Here is a 17,523-nt window from a genome sequence, read left to right as displayed (position 1 = left end):
TCACAGGAGAGACTGGCCCGAAACAAATGTGGGAGCTGGCTTGCCAGCGATGCGCCGTGTGGACGGCGCTCGATCTGACAGGCGCTGCAAGGCAGTCGTCGAACACCTGCCTGCCTCCCCATTTCCTTGAAAGGGACGCCTAAAAAATCACCCCAAGCACCGCGTCACATGCTTCACCGACTGATACCCCGAAAGCCCCCAAGGCCCGAGCTCACGCCCGATTCCGCTGCCCTTGGTCCCGCCCCACGAGGTTTCGACGAACACCGCCTGCACCGAGTTGATCCACACATGCCCCACCTCCAGCGCATCGGCCACGCGCTCGGCGCGTTCCAGGTCGGCGGAGCACACGGTGGCGACCAGGCCGAAGCGGCTGTCGTTGGCCTGGGCGATGGCCTCGGCCTCGCTGCCGAAGCGTCGCGCGCACAGCACCGGGCCGAAGATTTCTTCGCCCCACAGGCGACTGCTTACCGGTACATCCACATACAACGTCGGGCTGACGAACCAGCCGTCGCGGTCCAGCGCGGTGCCGCCGGCCAGGCACTTCAGGCCCTCTTCGCGGGCGGTGGCGAAATAGCCGGCGACCTTGAGCCACTGCGCCTGGCTGGTCAGCGGCCCCATATCCACTTCTTCAGTGAGCGGGTTGCCCACGCGCAACGCCGCCAGCGCCGCCTGCAAGCGCGGCAGCAGGGCGTCGGCGATGCCGTCCTGCACCAGCAGGCGCGAAGTGGCCGAGCACATCTGCCCGGCGTTCCAGGTAATGCCGGCGACGATCCACTCCACCGCCTGGTCGACGTCGCAATCGTCGAACACCACGATGGCCGACTTGCCGCCCAGCTCCAACGTCACTGGCCGGCACTGGGCCGCGGCGGCGCGCATCACCTGGCTGCCGACGCCGTTGCTGCCGGTGAATGACAGCTTGTCCAGGCCGTTGTGGCCGCTCAGCGCAGCGCCGGTCTCGGCTTTGCCGCCCACGATGTTCAACACGCCAGCCGGCAGGCCGAGCACCTCGGCGATCTGGCCGTAGGCCTGCTCGATCAGCGGGGTGATTTCGGAGGGCTTGAGCACCACGGTGCAGCCGGCCGCGAGGGCCGGGGCGAGTTTCCAGGCGCTGGTCACCAGCGGGAAGTTCCACGGCACGATCAGGCCGACCACGCCCACTGGCTCCAGGCGGGTGCGGGCGGTGAAGCCCGGCGCCGCCAGGGGCACGTCACGGTTTTTCGCCGGTAACTGCTCGGCCAGGTCGGCGTAGTAGGCGAAGGTGGCGATGGCGTCATCGAGGTCGATCTCGGCCTCATGGCGCGGCTTGCCGTTGTTGCGCATCTGCAGGGCGATCAGTTCGTCGCGGCGCTGGCCCAGCTGTTCGGCGAAGCCGCGCAGGTAGGTGGCGCGCTCGGCGGCGCTGACCGTCTTCCAGGACGCCAGGGCACGGCGCGCGGCGGCTACGGCCTGGTCGACCTGGGCGCTGCTGGCGGCCATCAGTTCGGCGAACGGCTGGCCGTCGGACGGGTTGTGGACAACGATGCAGTCGCTGCCCTGGCCTTCGACCCAGCGGCCGTCGATGTAGTGAGGTGTGGTCATGGTCGGATTCCAGTCAGGCCATTTCGGCAGTGGTCACGGGCTTCACGGGCGTGCTTTTGCAGCGCACCCAGCGCGGGCCACGGGGGCCATACACGCCAGCAGGTTCGGGGAACAGGTTGAGCAGGATCAGGTACAGCACGGCGGCGATGCCGAGGGTCACCGGCAGGCTCAGGTCGATGCCGCCGGCGAGCTCGCCCAGCGGGCCGACGAACTGCCCGGGCAGGTTGACGAAGCACAGGCCAACCACCGCGCTGGGGATCCACGCGCCCATGCCGCGCCAGTTCCAGCCGTGGTCGAACCAGTAGTGGCCGCCTTGCTGGCCACGGGTGAACACTTGCAGGTCGTCGGCATGGTAGAAGCCGCGGCGGGTGATCAGGCCGAGGATCATGATCACCATCCAGGGGCTTGTGCAGGTGATGATCAGCACGGCGAAGGTCGACACGCTCTGCACCAGGTTGAAGGTGAAGCGGCCGACGAAGATGAAGCCGATGGCCAGCACGCCGATCAGCAATGTGGCGGCGGCGCGGCTGAGCAGGCGCGGGAACACGCTGGACATGTCCAGGCCGGTGCCGTACAGCGCCGTGGTGCCGGTGGACATGCCGCCGATCACCGCGATCAGGCACACCGGCAGGAAGAACCAGCCCGGCGAGATCGCCAGCAGGCCGCCGACATAGTTGTTGGCGGCGATGTAGTCCGGTGCCTGGCTGGCCACCAGGGTGGCGGTGCACAGGCCGAACAGGAACGGGATCAGCGTGGCGGCCTGGGCGAGGATCACCGCCAGCATGATGCGCGACTTGGGCGTTTGCCGCGGGATGTAGCGCGACCAGTCGCCGAGGAAGGCGCCGAACGACACCGGGTTGCTCATGGCCAGGATCGCCGCGCCGACGAACGCCGCCCAGAAGCCGGCCTGGCCGAGGTTGACGCTGCCGGCGTAGCCCGCATCGAAGGGCCCGGCGAAAGCGAAGATGCCCAGCAGGAACAGCAGGCTCGAGGCCCACACCGCAATCTTGTTGACCCACAGCATGAAGCGGAAGCCGAAGATGCACACCACCAGCACCAGTATCGCGAACAGGCCATAGGCCAAGCCCAGGGTCAGGTCGGTTTCCGGCAGGCCGACCAGGCGCTTGGCGCCCCCGACCAGGGCATCGCCGGAGCTCCATACCGACAGCGAGAAGAACGCCACGGCGGTCAGCAGTGACAGGAACGAGCCGACGATACGCCCGTGCACGCCGAAGTGCGCGCCGGACGATACCGCGTTGTTGGTGCCGTTGAGCGCGCCGAACAGGCCCATCGGCGCGAGGATCAGCGCGCCCACGCCGACGCCTAGCAGGATCGCCCAGACCCCGGCCTGGAACGACAGCCCGAACAGCACCGGGAAGCTGCCCAGCACGGCGGTGGCGAAGGTATTGGCACCGCCGAAGATCAGGCGGAACAGGTCCAGCGGGGCGGCGTCGCGTTGATCGTCGGGGATCTGTTCGACGCCATTGGTCTCGATACCGGTCGAGTGGCTCATGGTGATGCTCCAGCGCGAATGTTGTCGGCCGTCGGGCGGCCTTGTTGTGGGTGCGATGGCAGTGCGGCAGGGCCGCTTGAAAGGGGATCAGGCCGGCGAGACGACCGACAAGTGCTCGTGACAGGCCAGCCAGCGGTCGCCGTGCAGGCGGAAGACAATGGTCTCGCGCTCGTTCAGGTCGAGGGTCTCGCCGGCGACGCGCAGGCGCGTGGCCACGTCGTGCATGAAGATCGCCACGTCGCCCTGCAGGCTCACCTGGGCATTGCTCGACTCGCAGCCGAGCACGGCAAAACCGTCCGCTTGCCAGCTGGCCCAGAGTTCTTCATAGGCACGGCGCGACAGCAGCGGTTGCGGCACGGTGTGGAAGAGGAAGGTGGCGTCTTCGCTGAAGCAGGCGAAGTAGCGAGCGGTGTCGTTGCTGGCGAAGGCGGCGACGAGGTCGGCGGCGGCCTGCCGTACCTGGAGTGTCTGGTCCACGGGAGTGGCCTCACGGTTTTTTGTGATTGTTGGTGAAGCGATTCTGGTGGGGGCCGGCGAGGGGAAGAATCGCTGTGGACAAATAATCAGTTCAGGAAACTGTGAACCAATGGGCTGACCGACCAAGTAACCGACCAAGTAGCGCTGCTGAAAATTGCCGATCCATCGGATCGGTGATTGGGGCAGGCATTTCGTCATCGTTCCCCCAGCGCAACTCTGAGGGTTCACCCATGGGCCTACCGGCCCGCATCTCTCCTCTCTACCGTTAGCCCTGCCGCCCGCTTGGCCACAGGCCGCACGGGCATATTCCACGGCCCGCCGACTGACGGTCGCTTCGTTCAGCCTGCGTTGCCTACTCTCATAGTCCCCACTGTGGATGTGTGGGGCGCGGCCCGACCGCAGCGGCCAGGACGGCCAGTTCTCACACCAAGAGGAGAGAACGATGAGCAATTTCTCGCAAGCCGCCAACTTCGAAGGCCAGGTACCACGCATCGACCCCGACAACGTCGCGATGCTGCTGATCGACCACCAGAGTGGCCTGTTCCAGACGGTCAAGGACATGCCCATGACCGAGCTGCGGGCCAATGCCATCACCTTGGCCAAGGTCGCCCGCCTGGCGAAGATCCCGGTCATCACCACCGCCTCGGTACCCCAGGGCCCCAACGGCCCGTTGATCCCGGAAATCCATGAGGCTGCGCCGCATGCGCAATACGTGGCCCGCAAAGGTGAGATCAACGCCTGGGACAACCCCGAGTTCGTCGCTGCGGTGAAGGCCACCGGGCGCAAGCAACTGATCATCGCCGGCACCATCACCAGCGTGTGCATGGCTTTTCCCAGCATCAGCGCGGTGGCCGCCGGCTATCAGGTGTTCGCTGTCATCGATGCGTCAGGCACCTACTCCAAGATGGCCCAGGAAGTGACCCTGGCGCGGGTGGTCCAGGCTGGCGTGGTGCCAATGGACACCGCCGCCGTCTGCTCCGAGGTGCAGCGCACCTGGAACCGTCCGGACGCCGCCCAGTGGGCCGAGGCCTACAGCGCGGTGTTTCCGCACTATCAACTGCTGATCGAGAGCTACGCCAAGGCCCAGGCCGTGGTCACCGGCCATGAGCAACTGGACTCGCAGCGCAACTGAACCTGGCTGTTTCCCATCCAAGCAAGGAGATCCACCATGGCATTCCAATACAAGCGTCTGGACAAGAACAACGCCGCGGTACTGCTGGTCGATCACCAGACCGGGCTGCTGTCGCTGGTGCGCGACATCGACCCGGACCGGTTCAAGAACAACGTGCTGGCGCTGGCTGACCTGGCCAAGTACTTCAAGCTGCCGACCATCCTCACCACCAGCTTCGAGACCGGCCCCAACGGCCCGCTGGTGCCTGAGCTCAAGGAGCAGTTCCCCGAGGCGCCCTACGTCGCCCGCCCCGGTAACATCAACGCCTGGGACAACGAGGACTTCGTCAAGGCGGTGAAGGCCACCGGCAAGAAGCAGCTGATCATCGCCGGCGTGGTCACCGAGGTGTGCGTGGCCTTCCCGGCGCTGTCGGCGCTGGAGGAGGGCTTCGAGGTGTTCGTGGTCACCGACGCTTCCGGCACCTTCAATGAATTGACCCGCGACTCGGCCTGGCGCCGCATGGAAGCCGCCGGCGCCCAGCTGATGACCTGGTTCGGCGTGGCCTGCGAGCTGCACCGTGACTGGCGCAACGACATCGAAGGGTTGGGCACGCTGTTCTCCAACCACATCCCCGACTACCGCAACCTGATGACCAGCTACAGCAAGCTGGCCAAGTGACCGCCAGCCCGGGCCCCGTTGCCGGGGCCCGGGCCTGGTGACACCCACGGCCCCTGTGACGATCCCTGGAGAATGGCGGATGATGCAGCGGTGAGCCGTGGACGAGTGTTGCCGATGTTCGACCTGAACGACCTTTATCTCTATGCCAAGGTGGTGGAGCACGGCGGCTTTGCGCCCGCCGGGCGCATCCTTGGCCTGCCCAAGTCACGCCTCAGCCGGCGCGTGGCCAAGCTCGAGGAGCGCCTGGGCGTGCGCCTGATCCAGCGCTCCACGCGGCAGTTCCAGGTGACCGAGGTGGGCCTGGAGTATTACCGCCATTGCCTGGGCATGCTCGAGCAGGCCGTCGCCGCCGAGGATGCCGTCGAGCGCAACCGCGCCGAGCCCCGTGGCATCGTGCGCCTGGCCAGCAGCACCGCGCTGCTCGACTCGCGCCTGGCACCGATGCTGGCGCGCTTCATGGCGCAATGCCCGGTGGTCGAGTTGCTGGTCAAGAGCTACAACCGCCGGGTGGATGTGATCGGCGAGGGTTTCGACCTGGTGCTGAGCGTGCAGCACCAGCCACTGGAAAGCAGCGAGCTGGTGATGCGTCGCCTGGCCCCGAGCCGTCAGTGCCTGGTGGCTGCGCCGGGCCTGCTGGCCGAACACGGGCGGCCCGTGTCGCCGGAAGGGCTCCAGCTCCTGCCGAGCCTGAACTGGGGCACCAATGTGCAGGACGCCACCTGGATGCTGGTCGGGCCTGCTGGCGCCGAGGCTGCCGTGCGCCATCGCCCCCGTGTGGTGTCGGACGACCTCGCGGTACTGCGCGAGGCCGCGCTGGCCGGCGTGGGCGCGGTGCTGCTGCCCGAGGAAGCGGTGCGTGCTGATCTGGCTGACGGACGGCTGGTGCATGCTCTCGACGACTGGGCGCCACGGGAAGGGGAGGTGGTGGCGCTGTTCCCTTCCCGACGCGGGTTGATGCCCGCGGTGCGCAAGCTGATCGACTACCTGGCCGACGCCTTCGAGCAGGAGCAGCAGGCCGCTACGCCGGTTCGCGCTCGCTGAAGCCTGGCTCGGCAGGAGGGCGGGCCGACCAGAACGCCAGGCCTGCCGCCAAGGCGGTCAGCGCGGCGCCGGCCCAGGGGGTGGCCGCCAGCGTCGCCCCGGTGATCACCACGCCGCCGATGGCCGAACCCAGCCCGACGCCCAGGTGCATGGCCGACATGTTCAGGCTCATGCCGGCTGGGAAGGTGTCCGGGCCACGGGCCGCCAGGTAGCTCTGCACCACCGGTGAGGTGGTCCAGCTCAGCCCGCCCCAGAGCATCATGGTCGCCAGGAACAACCATGGCGTGCCCACGCTCAAGGGCAGTACCAGTAAGCTGGCGAGATAGAGCAATGGCGCCAGCGTGATGGAGCGGCCTGCGCCAAGCCGGTCCGCCATCCAGCCGCCGATATAGCCGCCCGAAACACCGGCGATGCCGAAGGCGGCGAACACTGCCGCCAGCCATTGCAGCGGAATGTCGGCGACCTGGTGGGCATAGGGGGCCAGGTAGGCGAAGACCGTGAAGTGCCCGGCGATCATCAGCAACGACACGCCCTGTGCTGCCATCAGGCGGCTGTCGCGCAGATGGCGGACATAGCTGCGCAGGGCGATGCGTTCGCTGCTCTGCAGCTGCGGCAATCCTTGCCAGGCCATCAGCAGCACCGCCATCGCCAGCACGCTCAGCCCGGTGAATACGCCGCGCCAGCCCAGCACGTCGCACAGCAGCATCCCGGCCGGCACCCCCAGCACCAGTGAGCTGCAGATGCCCATGAAGATCACCCCGATGGCGCGGCCACGCAGGGCCTCGGGCACCATGCGCGTGGCCATAAGTGTGCAGGTCAGGCAGGTCAGGGCGCTGGTCGCGGCCATGCCTATGCGCGCCATCAGCAACGCGGTATAGCCAGGCGCCAGGGCTGCTGCCAGGTTGCACAGGGCAAAGATCGCCAGGGTGGCGCACAGCAGGCGGCGCAATGGCAGGCGTGTGGTCAGCAGGGGAGAGAAGGGCGCGGCGAGGGCGAAGCTCAGGGAGAACACCGTGGTCAGCTGCCCGGCGATACCGAGCGGGACCTGCAGGCCATCGGCCAGGGCCGGCAGGATGCCGACCGTGATGTTTTCTGCCATGCCTGTGACGAACGTCGCCAGGGCCAGCAGCCAGATACGCGGGCTCATTGTGTTGCCTCCGATAAACAGGCCGGCCAAGGTCCGGACCCATTTGTCCCGACGGTTGACCGGCAAGGGTCAGGTCCATCGGGTTTCGAGGCAGTGCTTCGGTTATCCCGGTTCAAGCATTGGAGAGTGTAGCGAGTTGTGTGCCGGTCATAAAGTCTCTGCCGGTTTCGCAACGTCATGGTGATCGGGTTTAGGTCACCGCCTGAGAAGAGTCGCTACAAGGTCTTTGGCGGCGCGCGATGGTCCTTGATGGACATATGCCCTGCTGGCAGGGCAGCGGTATATAGTGCTGAGTTTGCTTGCCAGCCCGCGCAGGGGGGCTGTATGACAGGTCATGGCAGATTGGCATGAGCAAGCTGGTCGGAGGAGGAGAGGCAGGCAGTGGATGATCGCAATGTTCGTACTTTGGGTGGGCAAATCGCCCCGTTCTCATCGTTCCAAGAGCAGGCCTGTGTAGTTCTGCTTGGTGACCCGGGGGCAGGGAAGAGCCACCTGTTCCAGACGACTGCCCGCCGCTTGGGAGGACAGTACCTGTCGGTACGCCAGTTTCTGGCGCTCAATCCAGCCAAGATCGTTTCGGGCAGCTTATTGTTCATCGATGCGTTGGACGAGTACCGCTGCCATTATGGAGACATGCCCGCGATCGACAAGCTTGTCGAGAGGATCGGCCTCCTCGAGCAATGCCGGATACGCCTTTCCTGCCGCAGTGCTGACTGGTTGGGGAAGTCCGATATCAATGTGCTTTCGACGTGCTATGGCGAAGAAGAGATAACTGTACTTCGCTTGCAGCCACTTGGCGAGGACGAGCAGCTTGAAGTGGCCAGGCAGTGCAATGTTGATGATCCGGTGGTTTTTCTGCAGCAAGCCAGTAGCCATGGCTTCGACGAAGGGCTGGGGAATCCGCTGACATTACGCCTGCTGGCTGAGGTGGCCAACAACGCTCAATGGCCAAAAACACGGACGGCACTTTTCGAACACGCCTGCGCGATTTTATTGAACGAGCACAATGAGGAGCATTTGCTCGGCAAGTTGAGTGAGCTGTCTGATGAACAACTATTGTTGGCTGCCGGTGGTCTCTGCGCGTTGCAGTTGTTGGCTGATATCGATGGGGTCAGTGCCCAGGAGATACGGGAACCGCGACTCCCCTTGATAAAAAATCTGCCGCTGTGCAGTGAGCTGTCTATACGAGCTGCTTTGCGCAGCCGTGTGTTCTTGGCTGATCACGACTCTGGGGCGTTTCATCAAAGCCATAAGGTCATTGCCGAATTCCTGGCTGCACGCTACCTGGCGAAGTTGTTCTTCAATGGCGTGCCACTCACCCGGCTGCGACAGTTACTGGGGCCCGAGGGGCAGCCTGTTTCCCATTTGCGTGGTGTGCATGCCTGGTTGTGCAATTTCCTTCCAGCCCATGTTCAACTGTTTATCGACCAGGATCCCTACGGCGTTCTCAGTTATGGCGATGCGGCGTCGTTCTCTTCGCAGAGCAAACAGCAGCTTTTCGCCGCGCTGGCTCAGCTGGCGGTAATAGACCCTGGATTTCGAGGCTATGATCGCTCGACTCAAGCGTTGGTCGGGGTCGCCGAGCCTTCATTGGCGCCATGCTTCGAAGTGCTCATGGCCGACTCGTCGACTCCGTACACCCTGCGTCTGCTCGTGCTGGATACTTTGCGAGTTGGCTGCCCGATGCCTGATCTGTGCAATGCCCTATACGAGCTGATGATCAGTAGTGACAGGAGATTGGATGAGCGTTTCTACGCGCTCGAAGCGTTACTGAAAATCGGAGCGAGCGGCGTGGCTGCAATGCGCGAGGCGATGCAGGTTTTATCCCGTGAGCGTCGAGGCACGCGACTGCGTGCGCAAATCCTGCGTCGTGCCCCAATGATTGGATGGAAAGCCGAAGACATTCTTGAGCTTTATGGCCATTCGTTGACGGAAGAAACGCAGCAGCCTTCGAGTTTGAGGTCCTGGCAGCTTCACGAATTGATCAGCGGTGAAGACATTCCTGCCGTCCTTGACGGGGGGGTGATGCTTCTTGCAAAACCCGCGAATAAAGAAGCGACGCATGAACTGGTGGACTTCATGATGTCGTTGATCATCCGTTATGTTGAAACTGCCCCTGATCTGTGTGAACTCCGACTGTTTGCCTGGTTAAACCACGTAAACGCGATGTCTGTCTGGTTCAGCCCGGCACAATGTGAAGCCTTGCGCAACGCCTTGGTTTCGCGAGAAGGCTCAGATCTGGCGTGGGAGGGGATACGAGACCGTGCAGCCAGTTTCGAAGGGCTGGAGAACTTTCCGTTTGCGGTGCCTGCGGTTAAGACCGTCACCGAGTCAGTCGTGGACGAGGAACCTTTGAGTTTCAGAGTAGAGATGCTGGATGAGCTCGTGGCGCAAATGGAGCTCTGCTTCGAGCAGGGGATGATGCCTGAGGAACTCGATCCAGCTTTATTGGAAATGTTGATCTTCAGGTTGATGGAACGGAGACGCTTAGGCGAGCGCCCATGGTTCAAGGCGTTTCGTGAGCGACAGTATGATGTTTACATCGAGTGTATGGCATTTCGCCTTTTTTGTGATTTTGCCGAGGGCCTGAACTCGGGGGCGAAGGTGCTTGAGCTCGCAACAGACATCCCCCATTCAGACAAGCTCGACGTTGTCACAAGGCTGATGCCGTCGGTCATATCCTTGGGCGGCAATTTGTTTTATCACATGGTTCGTCCTTATTACCGAGAGCTTGACAGTCCGTCGATGTGGAGGTCGATGTGGGCGTTGTTCTGTGAGGGAGGGCTGGGTCAGAACAAGACACTGCTGATTGCCTTGGGTCTGTTGATGTCGTTCGAACGCTTCATGCCGGCGTTGAAAGACTTGAATGAACAGGAACGGAACGAAGTGGTCTGGTTCTTACGTGACCTGAGTGGCCTGGCACGTGGATTTGCGGGGCCAATGAACCTGACCACCCAGCAGTTTTTCGATTTTTGTCGATTGGTTGCCCAGCAATACCCCGCTCAGGTGGAGTCGGCGATATTTTCACCTATCAATACCCGGGCCGAGGATGCCGGTTACTTCATGGCAAGTCTGATCGGGCATGTGGCATTGAAAAATTGCCCCGATGCGAAAACTGGCCTGCTTGAGTTGCAGTTGGACTCCAGCTTTGCTCCATGGCAAGACAATATCAAGCATGCCCTGGCAATTCATGCCGCGCGGCAGCGTGACTCGCACCACATTCGCAGGGGCTGGAAGGAGATAGTCTGTCTTTTGGAGGGTGGGGTAGCCGAGGATATTGCCAGCCTGCAACTTCTGGTCATGGAGGAACTGATCGATGTAGCAGATAGCTTGAGGGGCAATCTGGACCTCCATAAGCTCTTTTGGAATGAAATCGATGGAAAAATCGATTCCCCAAAGTGGGAGGAAAGCTGTCGGGACGTCTTGTTGAGTTTCCTACGTCCTCGCCTGGAGCCACGGGGATTCTCTGCCGAGCCGGAAGCGCATATGCATGATGACAAGCGCGTCGATATCGCCGTCCAAAAAGGATCCACCAAGCTGGTCGTCGAGTTGAAACGGAACTTGCATGCCGATGTCTGGAAGGCCATAGAGAACCAGTTGAAAGCGCTTTACACCTGCGATCCAGGGGCCCAAGGCTATGGGATATACGGTGTGTTCTGGTTTGGTATGCAGGGGGTGAAAGCGGGGCCGGACGGTCGAGTGCCAGGCAATGCCAAGGAGATGCTGGAGCAACTCGAGTCCACTCTGGAAACGTCCGATCGCGCACGCATCAAGATCTTTGTGCTGGATGTTTCCGGCGCTAAATAGAGTCCGGGTCTCGATGAGCCCGGCTCCACTCTTTTACTTTAATTCGGTCTCGATGAAGATAATCTCGTGATCGCTGGCATTGACCACGTTGTGCTCCACACCGGCCTTGCGAAAGTAGCTCTGGCCTGCGACCAGAGGTGCATGTTTGTCGCCTTCCGGGGTCTCCAGCAACAACGTGCCATCGGTCATCGGCACCACCACGTAGTCATGGCCGTGCAGGTGCCGGCCGGTCTCGGCACCTGGGGCGAAGCGCCATTCGGTGACGATCACTTCTTCGGTGTTCGCCTGAACGGTGGGTACGGCTTTGGGGCGTTGGGGCTTCTGCGTCATGGGGTAGGCCTGTTCACGGAAAAGCGTCCAGCCTGGACCGCTTGCTCGGTGGTTTAAATCCAAGTCTGCTGGCAGTCAGTCGTGTGAACGCTCAACTTTTTCCGGCGCAAACGAACGCGGGGCCAGCCCGCTCCCCCAAGCTCAAGGTTGAGCCTGGGGGAGCGGGCTGGCCCCGCGATACGAAACGCCCTGAAAACTACAGCGTGATCGGCTTCAACTTGAGCCCCATGGTCTGGGCCTGCACTGCCGCGCCGCTGAAGGCTGCCGCATTGCTGGGTGGTGGCGTGGGGCCGTGCACATGCGTGGCCAGTTCGGTGTTCATCGCCTGGACCAGCTCGAGCAGGTCGCAGAGCACCTGCAGCACGTTCACCGCCTCGGAGCCCAGCCAGGTCTTCGGCGCCTGCAGGCGCTGGCTGATCTTCACCACGCTGTCGCGCAGGCCCTCGATCCGCTCCTGGACGTCGCCGCCGATTGCCGCGTTGAGCTTTTGCCCCACTGCCAGGTTCAGGTCGCGCCCGGTGGCCTGGTGCAGGTCGTCGAGGGCGGCCAGGCTGGCGGAGCCGCCGGACAGCAGCTTGAGCGCGCCGAGGGCCTCGATCTTCTTCACCCCGCCCACCGTTTCGGTCGAGTGGTCGTCCACCGTCCGCGCATGGCTCTGGAACTGCTCGGTGTTGGCCAGTGCCTCGACCTCGCGCTCGATCGCCTTGTCGCGGATCCGGCCATCGGTCTGGCGCAGCCAGTTGCCATCGGCGTCGGCGCGCTGCTGGCAGGCCTCGCTGTGTTGCCATACCAGATCACCCTTCGGCACCCTGGGCAGGCTGAGCCCATGGGGCAGGATCTGCTGGATGAACGGTTTGTGGGGCAGGCCGTAGGCAAACGACACCACCACGGTGGTGCCTTCTTCGGGGAAACCGAACATGCCGCGCTCCTGGCCGCCCATGGGCGCCGGCAGCGGCAGGCTGGTGAACACCGGCAGCGCCGGGTCGGGCTCGCCATCTGGTAGCAGCACCTGGACATCGACACCGAAGCGCGGGCGGAAGTCGTCGCACAGCCCGGGCGTCGCCGGCGCATCGGGTACCGCGACCACCCGGCCGAAGCGCGGCAGGTGGTAGCCGCCGGTGATCTCGGGGAACTGGCGCGCTACGGCGCGGCGGATTGCGTCTTCCATCGGATGGCCATCTGGTTGCCGGCGAGCGCGACATGGGTCACGCGCTCGCCGTGGTTGATCGGTGCGCCTGGACGCAGCCCTGGCAGGGCGGCAATCGTGGCGCTCTGGTTGCCTTGGTAGTTGTCGAACAGCTCCGTGGGCAGTTGCAGCGCGGGGCGGGCGCCGAAGTAGCTGTCGGCCCAGCTGCCCACGTACACCTCGCCATTGCCTTGCTGCTGCCAGATGAAGTCGGGGATGTCGAACACCTGGGCCAGGCTCTCCATGGCCTGGAAGCCGGCGGCCAGGCTGTAGAAGAACGGTGCGCGCACCGAGGCGTAGGGCCGCTCGGGCACGTGAAAGCGCAGGCCGGTCTGCTGGCCGACCTGGTCGAGCACGCCGTGCAGGTCGACATGGCGCAGGTTCATCGGCAGCGGCCTGGCCAGGATCGCCGCCAGCTCGCGGCAGAACAGCACCTGCTGCTTGGCGTTGGCTGTGGTGCAGCGCTCGACGTAGCCGATGAAATGCCGCTGCAATGGGCCTTCGTTGTAGCCGATGTCGAGGGTGACCAGGCCCTTGAGGGGCGCCTCGGCCTGGACGATGAAGGTCGCCCGCCCAGGGTTGCGCAGCTCAAGGCGCACGTCCGCCCTGATCAAGTCGTGGCGTTCGCCTGCCACGCTGAGAACCTGATGCAGTTTCATGGTTTCTCCCCCAGCCAGTCGTCCACTTTCTTCAACAGCTTTTCGAAACTGGTCAGCTCCGGATCCTTGTCATCCTCATCGTCCTCCGCCCCTGCCGGGGCGCCGGGTGCGGCCTGTGCCTTGACGCGCTTTTTGGCGCGGCGCTTCTCGACCTTTTCCGGGTTGGAGGTCTTCTCGGCCAGGCCGAACTGCACCCGCCAGCAGGCCAGCGCATCGTCCTCCCGGACGTTGACGTTGTCGGCGAAGCACACCTGGCGGATGCCGAAGGCCTCGGCCGTGTCGTTGACGATGCGGTAGGTCTTGAGCTGGCCGCCACTCTGGGTGGCTTCGGCCAGGCGCATCAGGTTGCGCAGCCAGACGCTGTTGACGTAGGGGATGGTCAGGGTGACGGTGAGGGTCTTGGGTTTGAAGCCTTTGTGCGCGGTGTCGGTATTGCTGGTCTGGCCGGACAGGTCCTCGGCTTCGATGCGCAGGTTGCCGGTGACTTTCAGGGTCTTGCCTTCGACGGGCTGGCCGTCCAACAGTAGCAGTGTCATAAACCCACCATTTCACGAACGAAGCTCAGGCCTCTTGCCGAGCCGACCAGGATCACGCCGGCGCTCATCACCCACTCATGCCCCGGGGCATCGCCTTCGAGCAGCATGCGCCGCAGTTGTGTGTTGTTGCCCGGGCCGAGCAGGCGGGCGCGTACCAAGCTGTCAGCCTGGCCGCCCTCCAGCAGCTGGCGCAGGTCGGCCAGGCGCTGGTCGCGGACCTGCTGCTGGTTGGCCTTGAGTGCCGCCAGCCCGGCGAGGTCGCTCATGGGTGAGCTGTCGGCGGCGTAGCTTTCCAGCACCGCGATCTGCCCGGCGATCGATTGCTGCGCGGCCTTGAGCACCGTGCAACGCTCCAGCGGCAAGGCTTCCCAGCGCGGCAGGGCGGAGGCCTGGGGAATCTGCCATTTCTCGGTTTCGAGCCGGGTCAGGTGCTCGGCGCGGCGTTGTGCGCGCACCAGCTCGGGGATCGGCATCAGGGCGTTGAAGCGGCCCAGGCCGGCGGCCAGCTGATCGTGGCGGGTACCCAGGAACAGCAGGCACAGCGCATGCTGCTCACCCTGGGGGCTACCGTCGTCGGTGGCGTCGGTCAGTTTGTTGGCCATCAGTTGCAGAAGGTTCGGCGCAGACAGGAAGCGCTGGTAGCCACGCCCCTGGCCGATACCGCTCTGGAACGGCGTTACCACCAGACACCTGGGCACTTCGCCCAGTTGCTCGGCCAGTGCTTGGCGCCCGGCCTCGATCGCACCCTTGGCCGCAGCGCCCACCGGGCCGGGGTTGGTGCTGGCCAGTCCCCGCAGGCCGCTCAGGCGCTGGATGGTACTGGCCAGCTCGTTACTGGCCAGGGCCTTGGCGGCGTCGAGTTGGCCCATCCAGAGGGTCGCCTCGGCGGGCCAGCGCAGGGTCATGAGGGACCAGCTCATGGCTGCAGACTCTCCCACGTAACAACTTGCATAGCGTTCATTTCACCGTTGCTCAGGGCCTGTGCCAGTTGCTGCTTAAGCACGTTATACCGCTGCAGTAGTTCGAGTTTGTACGTGGTGAAGTCATCGCTGACCTGACGCAATTGTTTGGCTGTGTGTAGTCTCAGCTCCTTGACGCCTTGCTTGTCTCGGCAGCCGTAGCGACTGTCGAAGCCCTGAAGAATCACCCCAGTGAGGTTCAGTTGGTCGTCCAACTTGCTGGGGTACTGATGAGGCTCTCCAAGGGCGCTGGACCAAAAGCCTGCGATGATTGTGGCTTCGCAGGCAGAGTTGATCTCGGCTACTTTTTGTCGATACAGGTTATCCAGTAGCTCTGGCTCTGGTGGCCCTGATGCCGGACGTGCTACCGGTCTGTTGATACTTGGGTCGAAAATGATGTGCAGGCCTTGCGACTGTTTCTCCAGGAGACTGAGATAGTCGGTATGGCTGATCTTTACTGAATCGGCTGGGATCTTGGGATGCAGACCTTGCACCAGGAAAGTATGAAGCGACGGGCAGTAGTAGAAGTTGCTCATTAGGGACCTCAGTGACCGATCGCGATATAGGGGTAGGTCGAGGTGGCGGTGGCCAGTCCGATGAAGCCAGTTTTGCTGAGCGAACCGGGCTTGATGTTCATCACCTCTGCCGCCCCTGTCGTGTTCTCGCCTGTCCCTACATTCAGGACGAAGCAGTTGTTGGGGAAGGCGATTGGAAAAAGGAACTGCGTGTTGTTTTCCGAGATGTAGGCATTGCCCCATTGAACGACCAGCCCGCCCAACCAACGCGGAAAGGCTATGTAGCCATTTGCCGATAGGCTGATGGAAAAGCCCCACCGTAGTTTTTGAGGGGGTACGATCACGCTGTCGTCTACCCCAGCGTCCAGTTGTTCCAGTGTGGCTATTGGTGCGATCCCCGCACTTTGAGTGGTCGCTCGCCTTTCGGTGTCGACCACTTGCGCAGCGGAACTAAAGACAATGGGATTTGGGCCAGGTGGGACATGCTGTACACGCAAACCACCGTTACCCGCTACAAGTGCAACCGCAGGGCGTGTGGTGTCATGCCGCATCCACTGGGTGCCATTCCAGTAGCAGTTTTGGCACAGGTGCGATTCGAGCTGGGCAGACACAAATGCATAGTTGGCACCGTGAAGGTCATAGCTGCCGCCCGGCAGTGGGTTTAGATTGGGCAGTGCGTCAGTGATGCCATACCCACTCAGCGACGTTGCTTTGTCGACCTTTTTGCTTATGGCCTTATTGACGGTTGAAAGTAATTGGTCGATGTCGGCTGAGCTGTAGGTATTACTGCTGTCTCTCACCTCGTATGTGGCTGTCCAGGCGATGGGGTTAGCCCCGGCTTCGACTCGCCTGACCAAGAGGGTTCCTGCGCTGGCAAAAAGTACGACTGCAGGCTTGGTAATGTCGTGCCGCAACCAGTTGATGCCATTCCAATAGCAGTTCTGACACAGGTGTGGTTCGACCTTGGCTGAGACGAACGCATAGTCGGCTCCGTGTAGGTCATAGCTTCCCGAAGGGAGTGGGTTCAGGTTCGGGAGCGCATCGGTAATGCCGTAGCTGCTTAGCGTGGTACCAATGTCGGCTTTCTTGTCCATTTCGCTATTCACCCAGGTACGACTGGCGAAGTGTTCCACTAATGAGCTGGTGATCGCTTCGACTGGGCGACGGTCATGAATGCCCTGTGTTGTCACTTCGGCCAAGGCGATGCAGTAATGACGGGTGCCTAGGTTGTCGGTGTAGTCGTTTTTGGTAACCCCATTAGTGAAGCTATAACGTGCCACAACGTCGTTCAATTTCCGTTCCAGGACCACGTCTATCCAGATGGTGGTCGGCACGGTGGTGCCGGGTATGGTTACGGATGAAGGGTTATGAATCCGAATCCCCTCGATATAAGCCAGACCAGGTTTGACTTTGTAGTCGGTGCCAACCTTTTCTACTTGCAGGCCATCACCGAAGAAGCACGCTCGCCCATACACGTCGCGATTGCTCAGGCGCTCGCGCTCGTCGATGCCTTTCAGGCGCACGGTAAAGTCATGCTGCCAGGTGCTGGCATCGATGGTGATGCCGGTCAGTTCCTGGGCGCCGCTGTACTCCACCAGGATATTGCGGGTGACGTTGTTGCCGATTTGCAGCGGCGGGATGTTGCGCCGTTTCTGCTGCAGCGGCAGGTAGGCCACGGCGAACAGCACGCCCTCTGCGCTTTCCAGGCCCATCCAGTTCCAGTCGAAGTCGCCGATGTCGCTGCCCAGCATCGAGCTGTAGACGACCTGGTTGGGGTTCACGTAGCCGCTGTTGCCCGCCGGGATGTCGTAGCTGTGCACGATCTGGCTGGCCGGCGGCTTGGTCGCGGCGCGGTCGACTGGCGTGTTCGGGTCGAGCCCGGGCACATTGGCGTAGATGAAGCGGGTGATCTGCAGGACTTCCTTGGCCCCCTGCTTCTGGGCGATCAGGCTTTCGCCGGCGAAAGTGATTCTGGCCACGGCGGGC

General features: G+C 62.9%; 15 protein-coding genes. 4 read left to right on the top strand and 11 right to left on the bottom strand.

Annotated features, from left to right (window positions below):
- Nucleotides 1-147: 147 nt before the first annotated feature.
- From CCOS191_RS23170 to CCOS191_RS23160, 3 genes are all read right to left on the bottom strand, one after another.
- Nucleotides 148-1,578, bottom strand: coding sequence for an aldehyde dehydrogenase family protein (locus CCOS191_RS23170; protein WP_046857162.1), 1,431 nt, complete (start codon nt 1,576-1,578; stop codon nt 148-150).
- 13 nt (nt 1,579-1,591) lie between these two features.
- Nucleotides 1,592-3,091, bottom strand: a complete 1,500-nt coding sequence (locus CCOS191_RS23165; RefSeq protein WP_046857161.1) for a purine-cytosine permease family protein — start codon at nt 3,089-3,091, stop codon at nt 1,592-1,594.
- An 87-nt stretch (nt 3,092-3,178) separates the two neighbouring features.
- Complete coding sequence (locus tag CCOS191_RS23160; protein ID WP_046857160.1) at nt 3,179-3,568, bottom strand: YybH family protein; 390 nt, start codon at nt 3,566-3,568, stop codon at nt 3,179-3,181.
- Nucleotides 3,569-4,010: 442 nt separating this feature from the next.
- Between CCOS191_RS23160 and CCOS191_RS23155 the strand changes: the two genes are divergently transcribed.
- The 3 genes from CCOS191_RS23155 to CCOS191_RS23145 all read left to right on the top strand — a co-directional run bounded on the left by CCOS191_RS23155 (nt 4,011) and on the right by CCOS191_RS23145 (nt 6,398).
- Nucleotides 4,011-4,700 (top strand): hydrolase, encoded by a 690-nt coding sequence (locus tag CCOS191_RS23155; protein WP_046857159.1) that lies wholly within the window; start codon nt 4,011-4,013, stop codon nt 4,698-4,700.
- A 36-nt stretch (nt 4,701-4,736) separates the two neighbouring features.
- Nucleotides 4,737-5,357 (top strand): isochorismate family cysteine hydrolase YcaC, encoded by a 621-nt coding sequence (gene ycaC, locus CCOS191_RS23150; protein ID WP_023632674.1) that lies wholly within the window; start codon nt 4,737-4,739, stop codon nt 5,355-5,357.
- Nucleotides 5,358-5,471: 114 nt separating this feature from the next.
- Nucleotides 5,472-6,398, top strand: coding sequence for a LysR substrate-binding domain-containing protein (locus CCOS191_RS23145; protein WP_046857158.1), 927 nt, complete (start codon nt 5,472-5,474; stop codon nt 6,396-6,398).
- Here the strand turns inward: CCOS191_RS23145 and CCOS191_RS23140 are convergent.
- On the bottom strand, nt 6,376-7,545 hold the full coding sequence (locus CCOS191_RS23140; RefSeq protein ID WP_046857157.1) for an MFS transporter: 1,170 nt from the start codon (nt 7,543-7,545) through the stop codon (nt 6,376-6,378). The genes CCOS191_RS23145 and CCOS191_RS23140 overlap by 23 nt on opposite strands.
- A gap of 381 nt (nt 7,546-7,926) precedes the next feature.
- Here CCOS191_RS23140 and CCOS191_RS23135 point away from each other — a divergent pair, with 381 nt between their 5' ends.
- Complete coding sequence (locus CCOS191_RS23135; protein WP_046857156.1) at nt 7,927-11,352, top strand: NACHT domain-containing protein; 3,426 nt, start codon at nt 7,927-7,929, stop codon at nt 11,350-11,352.
- Nucleotides 11,353-11,385: 33 nt separating this feature from the next.
- On the opposite strand, the gene CCOS191_RS23130 is transcribed toward CCOS191_RS23135, so the two are convergent.
- From CCOS191_RS23130 to CCOS191_RS26890, 7 genes are all read right to left on the bottom strand, one after another.
- Nucleotides 11,386-11,682: a cupin domain-containing protein gene (locus CCOS191_RS23130; protein ID WP_046857155.1), complete on the bottom strand. Its 297-nt coding sequence runs from the start codon at nt 11,680-11,682 to the stop codon at nt 11,386-11,388.
- A gap of 196 nt (nt 11,683-11,878) precedes the next feature.
- Nucleotides 11,879-12,850: a hypothetical protein gene (locus CCOS191_RS23125; RefSeq protein ID WP_046857154.1), complete on the bottom strand. Its 972-nt coding sequence runs from the start codon at nt 12,848-12,850 to the stop codon at nt 11,879-11,881.
- On the bottom strand, nt 12,823-13,527 hold the full coding sequence (locus tag CCOS191_RS23120; protein ID WP_046857153.1) for a hypothetical protein: 705 nt from the start codon (nt 13,525-13,527) through the stop codon (nt 12,823-12,825). Before CCOS191_RS23120 ends, CCOS191_RS23125 begins: the two co-directional genes overlap by 28 nt.
- On the bottom strand, nt 13,524-14,063 hold the full coding sequence (locus CCOS191_RS23115) for a baseplate complex protein (protein WP_046857152.1): 540 nt from the start codon (nt 14,061-14,063) through the stop codon (nt 13,524-13,526). The genes CCOS191_RS23120 and CCOS191_RS23115 overlap by 4 nt, the downstream gene beginning before the upstream one ends.
- Nucleotides 14,060-14,983: a hypothetical protein gene (locus CCOS191_RS23110; RefSeq protein WP_046857151.1), complete on the bottom strand. Its 924-nt coding sequence runs from the start codon at nt 14,981-14,983 to the stop codon at nt 14,060-14,062. The genes CCOS191_RS23115 and CCOS191_RS23110 overlap by 4 nt, the downstream gene beginning before the upstream one ends.
- A complete protein-coding gene (locus tag CCOS191_RS26895) occupies nt 14,980-15,558 on the bottom strand; it encodes a DUF4376 domain-containing protein (RefSeq protein WP_052752656.1) in 579 nt (192 codons plus the stop codon). The genes CCOS191_RS23110 and CCOS191_RS26895 overlap by 4 nt, the downstream gene beginning before the upstream one ends.
- Nucleotides 15,559-15,566: 8 nt before the next feature.
- Nucleotides 15,567-17,516, bottom strand: coding sequence for a phage tail protein (locus tag CCOS191_RS26890; RefSeq protein WP_052752655.1), 1,950 nt, complete (start codon nt 17,514-17,516; stop codon nt 15,567-15,569).
- Between the last annotated feature and the right edge of the window lie 7 nt (nt 17,517-17,523).

It is taken from the genome of Pseudomonas sp. CCOS 191, from assembly GCF_001007005.1.
GTDB lineage: Bacteria > Pseudomonadota > Gammaproteobacteria > Pseudomonadales > Pseudomonadaceae > Aquipseudomonas > Aquipseudomonas soli.
The sequence above is the reverse complement of the archived record's forward strand: the minus strand, read 5'-3'. Positions and strand labels throughout refer to the sequence as shown.